Origin of the sequence: Stutzerimonas tarimensis (assembly GCF_042648805.1) — a bacterium.
GTDB lineage: Bacteria > Pseudomonadota > Gammaproteobacteria > Pseudomonadales > Pseudomonadaceae > Azomonas > Azomonas tarimensis.
The window spans coordinates 990,468-1,005,252 of the sequence record NZ_JBHRXZ010000022.1 but is presented as its reverse complement, the minus strand read 5'-3'; the positions used below and the strand labels follow the sequence as shown (position 1 = coordinate 1,005,252).

At 63.9% G+C, this 14,785-nt stretch carries 14 protein-coding genes and 2 pseudogenes; 11 read left to right on the top strand and 5 right to left on the bottom strand.

Annotated features, from left to right (window positions below):
• The 10 genes and pseudogenes from ACFOMF_RS13765 to ACFOMF_RS13725 all read left to right on the top strand — a co-directional run.
• Positions 1-100, top strand: a 100-nt coding sequence (locus ACFOMF_RS13765) for a sodium ion-translocating decarboxylase subunit beta (RefSeq protein ID WP_386365851.1), incomplete at its 5' end; no start/stop codon positions are given.
• Between the two features lie 64 nt (positions 101-164).
• The gene (locus ACFOMF_RS18420; protein WP_449342988.1) at positions 165-527 is read left to right on the top strand and encodes an FAD-dependent oxidoreductase; all 363 of its coding nucleotides are present in this window, start codon (positions 165-167) and stop codon (positions 525-527) included.
• Positions 461-889, top strand: a pseudogene (locus ACFOMF_RS18415) (4Fe-4S dicluster domain-containing protein); the annotation flags it as partial. The gene ACFOMF_RS18420 and the pseudogene ACFOMF_RS18415, both read left to right, overlap by 67 nt.
• A 179-nt stretch (positions 890-1,068) precedes the next feature.
• On the top strand, positions 1,069-2,256 hold the full coding sequence (locus ACFOMF_RS13755; RefSeq protein WP_386365767.1) for an acetyl-CoA C-acyltransferase family protein: 1,188 nt from the start codon (positions 1,069-1,071) through the stop codon (positions 2,254-2,256).
• A gap of 69 nt (positions 2,257-2,325) precedes the next feature.
• Entirely contained in the window at positions 2,326-3,177 is an 852-nt protein-coding gene (locus ACFOMF_RS13750; protein ID WP_386365765.1) for a 3-hydroxybutyryl-CoA dehydrogenase, read from the top strand.
• An 18-nt stretch (positions 3,178-3,195) separates the two neighbouring features.
• Positions 3,196-4,362 carry an acyl-CoA dehydrogenase family protein gene (locus ACFOMF_RS13745; RefSeq protein ID WP_386365763.1) on the top strand — a complete coding sequence of 389 codons (1,167 nt, stop codon included), beginning with the start codon at positions 3,196-3,198 and terminating at the stop codon, positions 4,360-4,362.
• Positions 4,359-5,372, top strand: a complete 1,014-nt coding sequence (locus tag ACFOMF_RS13740) for a phosphotransferase family protein (RefSeq protein ID WP_386365761.1) — start codon at positions 4,359-4,361, stop codon at positions 5,370-5,372. Before ACFOMF_RS13745 ends, ACFOMF_RS13740 begins: the two co-directional genes overlap by 4 nt.
• A complete protein-coding gene (locus ACFOMF_RS13735; RefSeq protein ID WP_386365759.1) occupies positions 5,372-5,761 on the top strand; it encodes a DUF6285 domain-containing protein in 390 nt (129 codons plus the stop codon). The genes ACFOMF_RS13740 and ACFOMF_RS13735 overlap by 1 nt, the downstream gene beginning before the upstream one ends.
• On the top strand, positions 5,758-6,456 hold the full coding sequence (locus tag ACFOMF_RS13730) for a histidine phosphatase family protein (RefSeq protein WP_386365757.1): 699 nt from the start codon (positions 5,758-5,760) through the stop codon (positions 6,454-6,456). Before ACFOMF_RS13735 ends, ACFOMF_RS13730 begins: the two co-directional genes overlap by 4 nt.
• A 5-nt stretch (positions 6,457-6,461) precedes the next feature.
• Positions 6,462-7,241, top strand: a complete 780-nt coding sequence (locus tag ACFOMF_RS13725) for an enoyl-CoA hydratase/isomerase family protein (protein WP_386365755.1) — start codon at positions 6,462-6,464, stop codon at positions 7,239-7,241.
• A gap of 125 nt (positions 7,242-7,366) precedes the next feature.
• Here ACFOMF_RS13725 and ACFOMF_RS18410 read toward each other — a convergent pair.
• The 5 genes and pseudogenes from ACFOMF_RS18410 to ACFOMF_RS13705 form a co-directional block, all read right to left on the bottom strand.
• Positions 7,367-7,441, bottom strand: a pseudogene (locus ACFOMF_RS18410) (IS66 family transposase); the annotation flags it as partial.
• Between the two features lie 3 nt (positions 7,442-7,444).
• Positions 7,445-8,389, bottom strand: a complete 945-nt coding sequence (locus ACFOMF_RS13720) for a cation diffusion facilitator family transporter (protein ID WP_386365753.1) — start codon at positions 8,387-8,389, stop codon at positions 7,445-7,447.
• 83 nt (positions 8,390-8,472) lie between these two features.
• A complete protein-coding gene (locus ACFOMF_RS13715) occupies positions 8,473-11,652 on the bottom strand; it encodes an efflux RND transporter permease subunit (protein WP_386365751.1) in 3,180 nt (1,059 codons plus the stop codon).
• Positions 11,653-11,668: 16 nt separating this feature from the next.
• A complete protein-coding gene (locus ACFOMF_RS13710; RefSeq protein WP_386365749.1) occupies positions 11,669-12,925 on the bottom strand; it encodes an efflux RND transporter periplasmic adaptor subunit in 1,257 nt (418 codons plus the stop codon).
• Positions 12,926-12,969: 44 nt separating this feature from the next.
• A complete protein-coding gene (locus tag ACFOMF_RS13705; RefSeq protein WP_386365746.1) occupies positions 12,970-14,307 on the bottom strand; it encodes a TolC family protein in 1,338 nt (445 codons plus the stop codon).
• A gap of 178 nt (positions 14,308-14,485) precedes the next feature.
• On the opposite strand from ACFOMF_RS13705, the gene ACFOMF_RS13700 reads away from it, so the two are divergent.
• On the top strand, positions 14,486-14,701 hold the full coding sequence (locus ACFOMF_RS13700) for a hypothetical protein (RefSeq protein WP_386365744.1): 216 nt from the start codon (positions 14,486-14,488) through the stop codon (positions 14,699-14,701).
• The last annotated feature ends 84 nt before the right edge of the window (positions 14,702-14,785 follow it).

Genomic DNA, 14,785 nt, shown 5'->3' with positions numbered 1-14,785 from the left:
CCCGCAGAACTTCCTGCTGATGCATGCCATGGGGCCCAACGTGGCCGGTGTGATCGGCTCGGCGGTGGCAGCGGGTATCCTGTTGAACATGGCAGGCTAGAGCTGCGGGCGGTCTACCGGCCGCCTTGCAATGCCTGCGAATAGAGAGCTCAGGAGAGAGGACTGTGGAACGCGAATCCATGGAGTTCGACGTGGTCATCGTCGGCGCGGGCCCGGCCGGCCTTTCCGCCGCGTGCCGCCTGAAGCAGAAGGCTGCCGACGCCGGCCAGGAAATCAGCGTCTGCGTGGTACCGAACACCATGCACAACGAGAAGGCACTGATCGAGCGGTTCCAACTCAGCGCAGGGGTCGATCCGCAGCACTATGCCCTTGGCATCAAGGAGCTGTGGAACATCGACCCGGCCAGGCAATACCTCGAAGGCGGCAAGCGCGTTTCCTACGGCGCCCGGGCCATCGCCAAAAGAACCTGCTCGGCGGCAAGATGCCCTTCACCCTTCGCGACACCCGCCCGGACCATGCCCAGCTGAAGACCGCGGCCGAGTCGAAGAAAATCGACTACCCGAAACCCGACGGGGTTATCAGCTTCGACAAGCTGTCCTCGGTGTTCCTGTCCAACACCAACCACGAGGAAGACCAGCCGGTGCACCTGAAGCTGGCCGACCCGGGCATTCCCCTAAGCCAGAACCTGCCGAAGTACGCCGAACCGGCCCAGCGTTACTGCCCCGCGGGCGTCTACGAGGTCGTCGACGGCAACGACGGCAATCCGCGCTTTCAAATCAATGCGCAGAACTGCGTGCACTGCAAGACCTGCGACATCGAGGACCCGGCGCAGAACATCACCTGGGTGGCGCCGGAAGGTTCGGGCGGGCCGAACTACCCCAACATGTAAGTGCCGCAAAGCGTGCCCGAGGCGGGACGAAATGCTGCTCCAAGTTCACGACAGCAGTCTCTTGTTTACAAACCGTCAGATTTGTTTTTTACTCAGAGACAGACGCTACCGAAGCCCTGCGAGCCACCAGCTCCGTAACGGCTTCGCCTGAAATACAACAACAAGCTCAGGTACAAGACATGGCGAAGCGCGAAATTCTTGTCGTCGGTGCAGCCCGGACCGCCATCGGCTCCTTTGGCGGCGCACTGAAAGACGCCCCCCTGTCCACTCTCGCAACCACCGCTGTGAAAGCGGCGCTTGATCGCTCCGGTGTAGCGCCAGACCAGGTCGGCCACCTGGTTATGGGCAACGTGGTGCCCACCGAGCCGCGCGATGCCTACCTCAGCCGCGTCGCCAGCATGGACGCCGGGATGCCGAAGGAAACCCCGGCATTCAACGTCAACCGCCTCTGCGGTTCCGGGCTGCAGGCCATCGTCTCGGCCGCCCAGAGCATCCTGCTGGGCGACGCGGATATCGCCATTGGCGCCGGCGCGGAAAGCATGAGCCGCGGCCCCTTCATTCTGCCCGGCATGCGCTGGGGCGCCCGCCTCGGCGATGCCCAGGCCGTGGACTACATGAACGGCATTCTCCACGACCCCTGGGAACGCACCCACATGGGCATTACCGCGGAGAACGTTGCCGAGCGCTACGGGATCAGCCGCGATCAGCAGGACGCCCTGGCCCTGGAAAGCCAGCAGCGCGCAGCCCACGCCATCGCCGAGGGCCGTTTCCGCGAACAGATCGTTCCGGTGGAGCTGAAGACGCGCAAGGGCACTACCCTGTTCGACACCGACGAGCACGTGCGTGGCGATGTAACCGCCGACCAGCTCACCGGGATGAAACCGGTGTTCAGGAAGGACGGCGGCAGCGTCACCGTGGGCAACGCCTCGGGGCTCAATGACGGCGCCGCCGCGCTGGTTCTGGCCGAGGCCGGCCGCGCCGAAGCCCTTGGCCTGAACCCGCTGGCACGGCTGGTGGGCTATGCCCATGCCGGCGTGGAGCCCGCCTACATGGGTATCGGCCCGGTGCCAGCGGTACGTCAGGTGCTGGAACGCACGGGGCTGTCGCTGGAGCAGATGGACGTGATCGAGGCCAACGAGGCCTTTGCCGCCCAGGCCTGTGCGGTGATCCAGGTGCTGAGGCTGGACCCGGCGAAGGTCAACCCCAACGGCTCGGGCATTTCCCTCGGCCATCCGGTCGGTGCCACCGGCACCATTATCGCCATCAAGGCCATCCACGAACTGCACCGCACCGGCGGCCGCTACGCACTGGTGACCATGTGCATCGGCGGCGGCCAGGGCATCGCCGCAGTGTTCGAGCGGGTCTGACCCCGGTACTAGTGTGACCCCGGAGCTACAACCGCTGCACGACAAGAACAACAACATGAGGACGAATGAATGCAGATCGATTCTGTAGGCGTGATCGGCGCGGGCACCATGGGCAACGGCATCGCCCAGATCTGCGCCATGGCCGGGCTGGACGTGGTGATGCTGGACATCTCCGAAGCCGCTACCGAGCGCGGCATGGCCGCTCTGGGCAACAGCCTGGACCGCCTGATCAAGAAGGAAAAGCTCGACGAGGCCGGCAAGCAGGCCGTACTTGGCCGCGTGCGCGCGACCACCGATCGCCAGGCCATGGCCGACGTCGACCTGGTGATCGAGGCCGCCACCGAGGCCGAGGATCTGAAGGTGAAGGTCCTCGCGGACATCTGCAGTGTCCTCAAACCCGAGGCGATGATCGCCAGCAACACCTCCTCCATCTCCATCACCAAACTCGCGGCGGCCACCGACCGGCCGGATCGCTTCATCGGCATGCACTTCTTCAACCCGGTGCCGATGATGCAACTGGTGGAGCTGATCCGCGGCCTGCAGACCGGCGACGAGACCCAGTCCGCCGCCCTTGCCTTTGCCGAGCGCATCGGCAAGACCGCCATCAGCGCCCGCAACAGCGCCGGTTTCGCGGTCAACCGCATCCTCGTGCCGATGATCAACGAGGCAGTGTTCGTGCTGCAGGAGGGCCTTGCCAGCGCCGAGGACATCGACACCGGGATGAAGCTGGGCTGCAGCCACCCCATCGGTCCGCTGGCGCTGGCCGACCTGATCGGCCTGGACACCCTGCTGGCGGTCATGGAGGTGTTCTACACCAGCTTCAACGACTCCAAGTACCGCCCTGCCCCGCTGCTGCGGGAGATGGTCGAAGCCGGCTACCTCGGGCGCAAGAGCGGCCGCGGCTTCTACTCGTACAGCTGATCGCAGAGGAGCCCGCCCATGGATTTCGCCCTTTCACCGGAAATGGAAACGCTGCGTGGCCGCGTCCGCGATTTCATCGCCACTCATGTGATGCCCCGCGAGAACGATCCGCGCTGCACCTCCCACGGCCCGACCGAGGAGCTGCGCAACGAACTGGTCGCCGCCGCGAAGAACGCCGGCCTGCTCAGCGCCCACATCTCCCCCGAATATGGAGGCCTGGGCCTGGACCATCGCGGCAAGGCGGTGTTCTTCGAGGAAGCGGGCTACTCACCGCTGGGTCCGGTGGCACTGAACATCGCCGCGCCGGACGAAGGCAACATGCACATGCTCGAAGCCATCGCCACCGAGGAACAGAAGGAGCGCTGGCTGCGCCCGCTGGCGGCCGGCGAGATCCGCTCCTGCTTCTGCATGACCGAGCCCGACCCCGGCGCCGGCTCCGACCCCTCGATGCTGCAGACAACGGCCGTGCGCGACGGCGACGACTTCGTCCTCAACGGCCGCAAGTGGTTCATCACCGGGGCCGAGGGCGCCACCCTGGCGATCATCATGGCCAAGCTCGAAGACGGCCGGGCCACCATGTTCCTGTCCAGCATGAACGCGCCGGGCATCCACATCGAGCGGGTGATGGACTCGCTGGACAGTTGCTTTCCGGGCGGCCACTGCGTGGTGGACTTCAACGACCTGCGGGTGCCGGCCAGTGCCATCCTCGGCGAGCTGGGCGAAGGCTTCAAGTACGCCCAGGTGCGCCTCTCCCCGGCCCGCCTGACCCATTGCATGCGCTGGCTCGGCCAGGCCCGTCGCTGCCATGAGATCGCCGCCCGCTACGCCACCCGGCGCATGGCCTTCGGCAAGGAGCTGGGTCGTCACGAAGGCGTCGGCTTCATGCTCGCCGACAACGAGATGGACATGCTCAGCGCCCGCCTGGCGATCTGGCACACCGCCTGGGTGCTGGACCAGGGCCAGCTGGGCACCGCCGAATCGAGCATGGCCAAGGTCATCGCCTCCGAAGCGGCCTGGCGCGTCACCGATCGCAGCGTGCAGGTACTGGGCGGCCAGGGCGTCACCGGGGAAACCATCGTCGCGCGGATCTTCTCCGACATGCGCGCCTTCCGCATCTATGACGGCCCCTCGGAAGTACACCGCTGGAGCCTGGCCAAGCGCGTGTTCAAGAAGTACAGCCTATGAGCGAAGAGATCCGCAGCGCCCTGGAGCACTACGTCGCCCGCCGGGCCGAGGCCCACCGCGTGGTGTTCACCGAGTTCCGGCTGCTCTCCGGCGGGGCCATCCAGCAGAACTGGCTGGCCACCGCACAGGTAAAGGACGGGCCCCACCAAGGCCTGCTGGAACTGGTTATCCGTGCCGATGCGCCTACCGGCGTGGCGGTGAGCCACGGCCGAGCCCAGGAGTTCGCCCTGCTGCAGGCCGTGTTCGAGGTCGGCGTCACAGTGCCCGAACCACTCTGGCTGGACGCCTCCGGCGAGGCCATCGGCCGCCCGCTGTTCGTCATGCGCCGGGTCGCCGGCCAAGGCGCCGGGCATCTCTTGGTCAAGGACCTGAGCCTCGCGCCGGATCGCCCTGCCCTGGCCCGCCGGCTGGGTGAGGAGTTGGCGAAGATCCACCGCATCCGCCCGCCGCATCCGGCGCTGGAATTCCTGCCGCTGTATGACGAAGCGCCGGCACTGCACGCGGTCGCCGACCTGCGCGCCTGGCTGGACGGCCACGACGGCGCCCACCCGGTACTGGAATGGGGCTTGCGCTGGCTCGAACTGAACGCGCCGGAAAGCCGTCCGCTGGTGCTCTGCCACCGGGATTTCCGCACCGGCAACTACATGGTGGATGCCCATGGCCTCACGGCGATTCTCGACTGGGAGTTCGCCGGCTGGAGCGATCCGCTGGAAGACCTCGGCTGGTTCTGTGCCGCCTGCTGGCGCTTCGGCCGTGACAATCTGGAAGCCGGCGGCATCGGTCATCGCTCGGATTTCTACGCCGGCTACGAAAGCGTCAGCGGCACGCCCATCCCTCGCGAGCAGGTGGGTTACTGGGAGGTCCTGGCACACCTGCGCTGGGCGGTGATTGCCCTGCAGCAGGCCGACCGCCACCTCTCCGGCGAGGAGGATTCGCTGCTGCTGGCTCTCACCGGCCACCTGTTGCCAGAGCTGGAACTGGCCATTCTGCAGATGACGGAGGCCGCCTGATGCGAGACCAACCCACCGGCGAGCAATTGCTCGCCACCGCCGAAGCGCTGCTGCGCGAGCGCATCCTGCCCGGTCTGTCCGGCGGCCAGAAAACCGATGCCCTGATGATTGCCCGGGCCATGGCCATCGCCGCCCGCCAGCTGCGCAACGGCGAACGGCCGGAACAGCAGGAGCTGGAAGCCCTCGGCGGCCTGGTGGAGGACGGCAGCGACGGCGGGGCCGAGCTGCGCCCTCGCCTGCTCGCCGCCAACCGCGCCCTGTGCCAGTCCATTCGCGTCGGAGAAGCCGATCAGGGCGAGCGCCGGGCGGAAATCTTCGCCCACCTGCAGCGGGTCACCCGGCAAAAGCTTGCCGAGAGCAACCCCAGGCTGCTGGACGAGGCGCCATGAACCGCCCGGCACGCCGACGCATCTACCTGATGCGTCACGCCTCGGTGACCTATTTCGATGAACAGGGCCGCCCGCTGGACCCGCGCCACGTGCCGCTCAACCCGGCCGGGCGCGAACAGGTGGCTGCCACCGCCCGCTGGCTCGCTGGCGTCCCGCTGGACCGGGCGCTCTGCTCGGGCCTGCCGCGCACCGAACAGACCGCCCGCGCCGTGCTTGGCGATCGGGACCTGCCGCTACTCAGCGACGAGCGCTTCAAGGAAATCCGGGCCGGCCGCCTGCGCGAAATCCTCCCAAGACAGCGTGAACGGGCCATCGCCTACGCCTACGACGGCGCCGAACAGCCCGGCGCGGCCTTCATCGGCGGCGAGTCCTGGCAGTCCTTTGCCGAGCGGGTACTCACTGCCTGGCAGGCGTGGCTGGCCCGGGACGACTGGAACGACCTGCTACTGGTGGCCCACGATGCGGTCAACCGGGTCATCCTCAGCCACATCGTCGGCGGCGGGCTGCACAGCCTGAAAGCCTTCGAGCAGGACCCCGCCTGCTTCAACCTGATCGAGACCGACAGCAGCCCGGACGGCCGTCCCCGCTGCCTGCTACGGGCCGTCAACCTGACGGCCTGGGACCCGATCCGCCCCGACCAGCGCCGGACCGTGATGGAACAGGTCTGGTGCCATTACCGCCCACAACAAGAGTGATCGCCATGAACGATTCGCCGATCCTGCTGCACCATCAAGGCCCGGTCAGCACTATCCGATTCAACCGCCCCGAGGCCATGAATGCCATCAACAGCGAGATGGCTGCGGCGTTTCTCTCTGCCTGCCAGGAAGTAGCCGCCCGCCGCCAGACCCGCGTGCTGGTGCTCACTGGCGAAGGCCGCGGCTTCATGGCCGGCGGCGACATCGCCCAGTTCCGCGACACGCCGGACAGCGTGGTGCCCGACCTCATCGAACCGATGAACCAGGCCATGTTGCTGCTCAGCGAACTGGACGTGCCCGTTGTCGCCAGCGTGCAGGGCGCGGTGGCCGGCGCCGGCATGAGCATCGCCCTGGCCTGCGACATCGTCATCGCCGCCAGCAACACCAACTTCAACTTCGCCTACCTCAAGCTCGGCGCCAGCTGCGACCTCGGTGCTTCCTGGCACCTGCCGCGCCTGGTTGGCCTGCGCACCGCGCTGGAAATCGCCCTGCTCAACGAACCCATAGACGCAACCCAGGCCCTCACTCTCGGGCTGGTGAACAAGGTGGTGCCGTCGAGCCAGCTGGCCAGCGTCACCGAATGCCTGGTCGGCCGCCTGAGCCGCTCCGCCCCGGTGGCCCAGGGCCAGCTCAAGCGGCTGATGCGCCAGTCCTTCGCCCGGGACCTGGACCATCAGCTCGAAGCGGAGAAGATCGGGTTTTCCCGCTGCATGGACAGCCCGGATTTTCAGGAAGCGGTCAGTGCCTTCCTGGAAAAACGCCAGGCGAATTTCGGCGGGCATTAGGGGCCTGCACATGCAACCCTGACCAGCTGCTCTTCACCCGCCAGCCGCGTGGCCGACAGGCTGCGCATGGCAGGCCAGAGAGGGCGGATGGGCAGTCGTTGCTTGGTCACGGGAGTGACAGGCTTCGCCGTCGCCCCTCCGGATGAGTCCCTGAACAGCCAGTACTTGCGCCCGATGACGAAAGGCCGGATGGCGTTCTCCACTCATCGAAGCGGACATGTGTCATCGTGTCCATGTCCATGTCCATGTCCGTGCCCGTGCCCGTGCTCATCACCCGACACGCATATCTCACCTTCGAGCTCCACATCGGCAGTAACATGGGTAAACCCCTGCGCACGCGAGAACTCTTGTATCTCGTTCTTTACCTTCAGGACATCACCGCGACTCGCCGCCTTCTCCATGACGACATGGGTCGTCAATACATGACTCTCGCCATCCAGCGTCCAGCTGTGAGTATGGTGCAGGGAGACCGCCTTTGGCAGAGACAGGATATGCTGTTCAAAGGAATCCCGATCGAAGTTTGGGGGAGATAGCTGTAGAAAAATATGGAAAAACTGCTTCATATTTTTTACGACATTCCACAAGATGAAACAGGATATAGCGATCGACAGCAGTGGATCTATGATGGGGAGATCCCATATGGCAATCGCTCCAGCTCCCAGCAACACCGCAACCCAGCCAAGCGTATCTTCAATCAAATGCCAGCTTACGATTCGCTCTGTAAGAGAGCTTCCCTTACGGACCCTCAAAACAGCCGCACCGTTGAACAAGATGCCGACAACCGCGAGCGCCATCATGCCCGGCGCGTTTACCTCCTCAGGCGATAGCAGGCGACCGACTGCATGCCACAGGATAAAACCCAACCCGATCATCAACACAACGGCAGTTATCAGGCCACCCAACAGCGAGTATCGCTGATACCCGTAGGTGTTTCGGGACGTTGGCCCTTGCTTGGACAGGTGAACGAAGTACCACGCCAACCCAAGGGATAGCGAATCCCCCAGATCATGTACGGCATCACTCAAGATAGCCACGCTATTGGTCCAAAGACCGCCAACAAGCTCGATAAGGGTAAAACTGAGGTTTAGAAAAAAAGCGATCTTGATATTGCTCGTGGCGCTCGCCCCATGAGCATGATGGCCGCCCATATGATCCCTCCTAATTCAGTCATGTAGAAACGCCAGCGGTAAGCTGCACCAGGTCCGTGGAGAACATGATGCAGCTCAAACGGTTACGCGGAGCCCTGCGGAACGTGATCCTCAGGACTGGTCTCGGCATTCTCAGCGGCCGCTCCCCTCTGATGAGCCAGTCGATAGAGCACCGGCAAGACCAGCAAGGTCAGCAGCGTCGAAGAAATGATGCCGCCTATCACCACTGTTGCGAGCGGCCGCTGCACCTCGGCCCCTGTGCCCGTGTTGAGTGCCATCGGCACGAAACCCAGGGCCGCCACCAGCGCGGTCATCAACACCGGCCTCAGCCGGGTCAGTGCGCCTTCGTAGATCGCCGCATCCAGCCCGTAACCCTGCTCACGCAGGCTGCGGATGAAGGAAAGCATCACCAAGCCGTTGAGCACCGCCACGCCAGAAAGCGCGATAAAGCCCACCGCCGCGGAAATCGAAAGCGGAATGCCGCGCAACCACAACGCTGCGATGCCGCCGGTCAGCGCAAAGGGGATGCCAGTGAAGACCAGAAGGCCGTCCTTGGCGTTGTTGAACATCATGAACAGGAGCACGAAAACCAGCAGCAAGGCTACCGGCACCACAATTTGCAGCCGTTGCGTGGCGGACTCCAGCTGCTCAAAGGTGCCGCCCCAATCCGTCCAGTAGCCGGCGGGAATTTTCACCTGCTGCCGAATACGCTGCTCGGCCTCGGCTACGAAGGAGCCGATGTCGCGCCCCTGCACGTTTGCCGTCACCACGACACGCCGTTTACCTTCCTCGCGGCTGATCTGATTCGGCCCCGGTGCGATGTCCAGTTCCGCGACATCGCCGAGTGGAATGTAATTCACCAGGCCCCCTGCGCCCATGGGCAGCGCGATGGGCAGCCGCTCGATGGCCGCCAGGTCACTGCGCAGCACCTCGGGAAGGCGTACCACGATGTCGAAGCGACGATCCCCCTGGAACAGGGTCCCAGCCTCGCGGCCGCCAACGGCTACTGCTAGCGTATCCTGCACTTCGCTCACGCTGAGGCCATAGCGGGCGACCCGCTCACGGTCGATATGCACCGTGAGCATGGGCAGCCCGGTGGTCTGTTCCACCTGTACGCCCGAGGCTCCGGACACGCTCTCCAGGACCTCGGCGATCTCGACGGCGGTGTTGTTCAGCACGTCCATGTCATCGCCGAAGATCTTCACCGCCACGTCCGAACGCACACCGGAGATCAGCTCGTTGAACCGCAGTTCGATCGGCTGGGAGAATTCGTAATTGCTACCGGGAAGCTCGGCAGCGGAGGCCTGCACCTCCAGCAACAGCTGGTTGCGCGACTTGCCCGGATCCGGCCAGTGGTCCTGCGGCTTGAGCATTACGTAGGCATCGGAAATATTCGGTGGCATGGCGTCGGACGCCACCTCCGCCGTACCGGTGCGGGTGAAGATGCGCTCGATCTCGGGAAACTCCTCGACGAGCTTGCGCTCCAGTTGCCGCTGCATCTCCAGCGACTGCGTCAGACCGGTCGCCGGCACCCGGAGAACCTGGATGGCAAAGTCGCCTTCATTGAGGCTAGGCACGAACTCGCTGCCCATACGGGTGCCGATCAAGCCCGCGAGCACGACGGTGACCATTGCGAAGGTGAGCACCGCCGGCTTGTTAGCCATCACCGCGTCGAGCGCCGGTCGGTAAGCCCGCCTGGCGCCGCGCATCAGCACGTTTTCCTTCTCGGTCACCCGGTTGCCGATGAAAAGGGCCACCGCCGCCGGCACGAAGGTGATGGAAAGGATCATGGCGCCGAGGAGCGCGGCCACCACAGTGAAGGCCATGGGGGTGAACATTTTCCCCTCCACCCCGGTGAGGGCGAAGATGGGCAGATAAACGATCATGATGATCAGCTGGCCAAACAAGAGCGGCCGACGCACTTCTTTGGAAGCGAGGAACACCTCTTTCAACCGCTCGGCACGGGTGAGCGGTCGGCCGAGATGAGACTGGGCGTGTGCCAGGCGCCGAACGCAGTTCTCTACGATCACCACGGCGCCGTCGATGATGATGCCGAAGTCCAGCGCCCCCAGGCTCATCAGGTTGGCACTGACCCCATTCGTCACCATACCCGTGAAGGTGAACAGCATCGCGAGCGGGATAACCAGCGCGGTGAGTATGGCGGCGCGGATGTTGCCGAGGAACAGAAAAAGCACCGCAATCACCAGGATGGCGCCCTCGATGAGGTTCTTCTGCACCGTGGCAATCGCCTTGTCCACCAGCACCGTGCGGTCGTATACCGTCACCGCATGCACCCCCTCAGGGAGGCTGCGGTTGATCTCCTTCATCTTCTGATCTACCGCTTGGGAGACCGCTCGGCTGTTCTCGCCCATGAGCATGAAGGCAGTACCCAGCACCACCTCCCGACCGTTCTCGGTCGCAGCTCCCGTGCGCAGCTCCCTGCCGATGCCGACCTCGGCCACGTCGTTTATGCGGATCGGCGTGCCGTTCACATTGGCGATGAGAATGCTGCCGATCTCCTCGGCCGACCGAACCTGCCCCGGAGCACGGATCGTGTATTGCTCGCCGCTGCGCTCGATGTAGCCAGCCCCCAGGTTCTGGTTGTTGCGCTCCACCGCAGTGAGCAAGTCCTGTAGCGTGAGCCCATAGGAGCGCAGCACCTGCGGGTTGGGTGCGATCTGATACTCCTTCTCGTAACCGCCGATCGTGTTTATCTCTGTCACGCCAGGCACGTTGCGCAACTGCGGCTTGATGATCCAATCCTGGATCTCGCGCAGATCAGTCAAGGTGTAGGGGGCCCCATCTGCCGTGGACGCTCCCTCCTCGGCCTCCACCGTCCAGAAGTAGATCTCGCCAAGCCCGGTGGAGATCGGTCCAAGAGTGGCGGCTATGCCCGCCGGCAATTGATCCGATGCCCCCTGTAGACGCTCGTTCACCAGTTGGCGAGCGAAATAGATGTCGGTTCCTTCCTCGAAGATCACCGTGATCTGGGAGAGCCCATAACGCGACAGCGAGCGGGTCTGTTCCAGCTTCGGAATGCCAGCCATCACCGTCTCCAGCGGATAGGTGATCCGCTGCTCGACCTCCAACGGCGAGTAGCCAGGAGCCGCGGTATTGATTTGCACCTGAACGTTGGTGATGTCGGGGACGGCGTCGATCGGCAAGCGCTGATAATTGAAGATGCCCAGCGCCGCCATTCCCAGTACCGCCAGCATTACCAGCCAGCGGTGCTCGATGGAAAAGCGAATGATGCGTTCAAACACGGTTCTTCTCCGGCGATCAGTGGCTATGCTCGGCGCTGCCTTTGCCCAGTTCGGACTTGATGATGAAGCTGTTGCCCAGCGCATAGCGCGTTCCGGCGTCGACGCCCTGGATGATCTCCACCGCGTCAGCGTCACGCCGGCCCGTCGCCACCGGAGCGGCGACAAAACCCTGCTCCGTGCGTACGAACACCACCGGCCGCTCTTCCAGTGTGTGCAATGCGTCAGGCTTGACGGCTACAGGCACCCGCTCCTCACCTGCAAGCACCTGCACGCTGACGAACAGACCCGGGCGCCAGATGCCGCCAGGATTGGAGAGGGTGATACGAGCGACTGCCGCCCGGTTTTGCTGCCCTACCAGCGAGCCGATATAGGACACGGTCCCTTCAGCCCGAGATTCGAAGGCGGTTGCTTCAATGACGGCCTGGCTGCCAACCCGAACGCTGCCCAGGTCCTTGGCGGGCACCATGACATCTGCCCAGACGCTGGACAGATCGGACAGGGTGAAGACAGGCGCGTCTGCGCTGACGGCCTCGCCCAGGGTGATGTCCTTCTCGACGATCATGCCGTCGAACGGAGCCCGCACCTCATAGCGGCTAAGCGCACCCGGGGTTCCCGCATCGCTGCCGAGCGCCTGGAGCTGCTCCCGGACGTTGGCGACCGTGAGTTCTGCCTCGCGTAGCGCCTGCTCCGCAGCAAGATAGTCCTGCTTGGCGGAGATCCCCTCCTCCCAAAGCTGCTTCTCACGCTGGTACGTGGTACGAGCCAGTTGCAGTCGCTTCTGTGCGGTGGCCAGGCTGCTCCGTTGTTCCGCAAGCTCCCTGCTGGCGATCACGGCAAGCACCTGGCCTTTCTTGACCTGCTCGCCAAGACCCGCCGTTACCCCTTCAACCACGCCGGCGAGGCGTGGCACCACCCGCGCGGTCTGGTCAGCGTTGAAGGCAATTTCGCCGGGCAGGGTGATACCACTGCGAATGACCGCCTCCTGCGCGGTGGCGAGCGTGATGCCGGCGGCGCGTATCTGCACGTCGTTTAGCTCGACCTCGCCCTCCTGGTGGCTATCACCTCCACCGGCGTGCTCCTCATCATGACCGTGCTCGTCGTCATGGCCATGCTCGTCAGCTTCATGGTCCTCGGCCGCGGCATCTGACGCTTTGGCATGTCCTTCATGGCCATGCCCATGTCCATGCCCATCACCTGAGGAGCCCGCAACATCAGTGGTCAGAATGAGGGCCCCAAGCAACGCACCAATGGCAAGAATGATGACGACCAGCAAGGGCTGTTTGCTGCTGCCGACCCCGCCCCTGTTCGCTATGTTTTTCAATTGTTGATCTCCTCGGTCTCTGGGGTCGTGGCGGACGGGGCCACTAGGCTGCCAAGAATTCGTTCCAGCTCCGCGCTCGCCTGGCTGGCCTGGACAAGGGTATTGAGATACTGGGTGCGGGCTTGCAACAGAGTGCGCTGGGCATCCAGCACATCAAGGAAGTCGAACCTGCCCAGCTCGAACCCCTTGGTAGCGGCCGAGAAAGCGCTCTCCGCGCCCGGTAGCACCTGCTCGCGCAGCGTGCGTGCCTGGCGGTTGGCTGACGTGAGTTGAGCGTGAGCCTGGGCAAGGTCGCGCTTCAATTGAATGGCTAATCCGGAGTATTGATCCCGAGCCTGGTACAGCCGTTGTTCGGCCGCGCTGATGTTGCCCTGGTTTCGATCAAACAAGGGCAGCTCGATTGCAACACCTACCACGGCCTGTGTTGAATCGAACGCATCCGAACGCTGAGCGCCAGCGCTTACCGTTAGATTGGGAATCCTCTCGGCGCGCTCCATCGCCAGCAGCGCTTCATACCGTTCGGTCTCGAGACGAGCCCGCTGGATTAAAGGCGACTGCGCAAGGTGCGAGTAAAGCTCGGCCAATGCGGGGGGATTGGGCAGACTGTCGGTAGCATGAACCACACGACCAAAGCGCGGCTCGGGGTCGTTCCACAGCACCGACAATCGTTGGCGTGCGATATCCAGCGCGGTTTCGGCATCACTCAGCTCCATCTGGACGCCAGCTGCAGCCACCTGCGCACGGGTCTGCTCGATAAAAGGAACCTTGCCAGCCGCTACACGTTTCGTAGCAGCGTTCAACGCTCGCTGGGCCAGGGACGATGTCGCCTGTGCCAGCTCCAGCCTCTCCTGAGCGACGAGTACGGCGAAGAAGGAGGCGGTTACCGTGCTGAGCAGCTGCGCACGCGCTGCGTCGAGATCGGCGCTGGCAGCGCCGCGGGCAGTCTGGGCCGCCGCGATACGGGCCGAACGCTTGCCGCCCAGCTCGATTTCCTGGCTGAGCACCAATTCCGTAATGGGCGCGTCCGAGCCGATTTCATCTCGTGTGGCGGATAGAACAGGATTTGGAAAAACACGAGCCTGGGTGATCAACGCATCATTGGCGAAAAGCGCCCTGCGTGCCGAGGCTAATTCAGGGCTTGCTTCGATCGCGCGCTGCATCGCAACGGCCAGGGTAAGTATGTCTGTCGTCCCAGCGATGCTGGCAATCGGCTGCCCCGACAGGTGAGGGGCTGCCGTCTCAAGAGGGTTCTGCTGAGGTGACGCGGCTGTAAAAAGCGTGACCGTGCCTAGCACACAGCCAAGCAAAGCCATAGGTGCACATGGCTTACGCATGCACGACTCCTGGGTTCAACAATATTGCTGCCTGCCGAAAGAGGCAGAGCGTTCTTGTGCTGAATCAGGAGGTGGTACGCGGAGGACGCAAAGGCCGGTCAGGGAAGAAACTCGGCAGCATGTCGACCGAGTCTACAGTCTGCGTTTGCTTCGCCGGAAAGAGTGGTGAGACCCAACCATGGGATGGCAGGGCAGCGAGATGGGCGCCAAGATGACAAAAATGCTCGCCAAAGCGAAGCAAACTGCTGCTCTCGCCGCTTTGCGCTTCACCCACGACGACACGCTGCCCTACCTCTCCAAGCTCATGGTGGTAGGCCAGGCTAAAGCCGACGCTACTCAAGCCGAGCATCGCAAGCGTAAGAGTCAGAAGCAGGATTCGTCGCATGGTTTCTGATTATCTAGTATCCCTTGCCGGGTGACAATCAGCGCCTAGGGTGGCCAGATCGAAGTCAACGAGAAAACACATGACGTGCACTGA

Excerpts from the sequence above, each read along its gene's own strand:
- ACFOMF_RS13755 (WP_386365767.1), top strand. The coding sequence starts at position 1,069 with ATGGCGAAGCGCGAAATTCTTGTCGTCGGTGCAGCCCGGACCGCCATC.
- ACFOMF_RS13750 (WP_386365765.1), top strand. The coding sequence starts at position 2,326 with ATGCAGATCGATTCTGTAGGCGTGATCGGCGCGGGCACCATGGGCAAC.
- ACFOMF_RS13745 (WP_386365763.1), top strand. The coding sequence starts at position 3,196 with ATGGATTTCGCCCTTTCACCGGAAATGGAAACGCTGCGTGGCCGCGTC.
- ACFOMF_RS13740 (WP_386365761.1), top strand. The coding sequence starts at position 4,359 with ATGAGCGAAGAGATCCGCAGCGCCCTGGAGCACTACGTCGCCCGCCGG.
- ACFOMF_RS13735 (WP_386365759.1), top strand. The coding sequence starts at position 5,372 with ATGCGAGACCAACCCACCGGCGAGCAATTGCTCGCCACCGCCGAAGCG.
- ACFOMF_RS13730 (WP_386365757.1), top strand. The coding sequence starts at position 5,758 with ATGAACCGCCCGGCACGCCGACGCATCTACCTGATGCGTCACGCCTCG.
- ACFOMF_RS13725 (WP_386365755.1), top strand. The coding sequence starts at position 6,462 with ATGAACGATTCGCCGATCCTGCTGCACCATCAAGGCCCGGTCAGCACT.
- ACFOMF_RS13720 (WP_386365753.1), bottom strand. The coding sequence starts at position 8,389 with ATGGGCGGCCATCATGCTCATGGGGCGAGCGCCACGAGCAATATCAAG.
- ACFOMF_RS13705 (WP_386365746.1), bottom strand. The coding sequence starts at position 14,307 with ATGCGTAAGCCATGTGCACCTATGGCTTTGCTTGGCTGTGTGCTAGGC.
- ACFOMF_RS13700 (WP_386365744.1), top strand. The coding sequence starts at position 14,486 with ATGGGATGGCAGGGCAGCGAGATGGGCGCCAAGATGACAAAAATGCTC.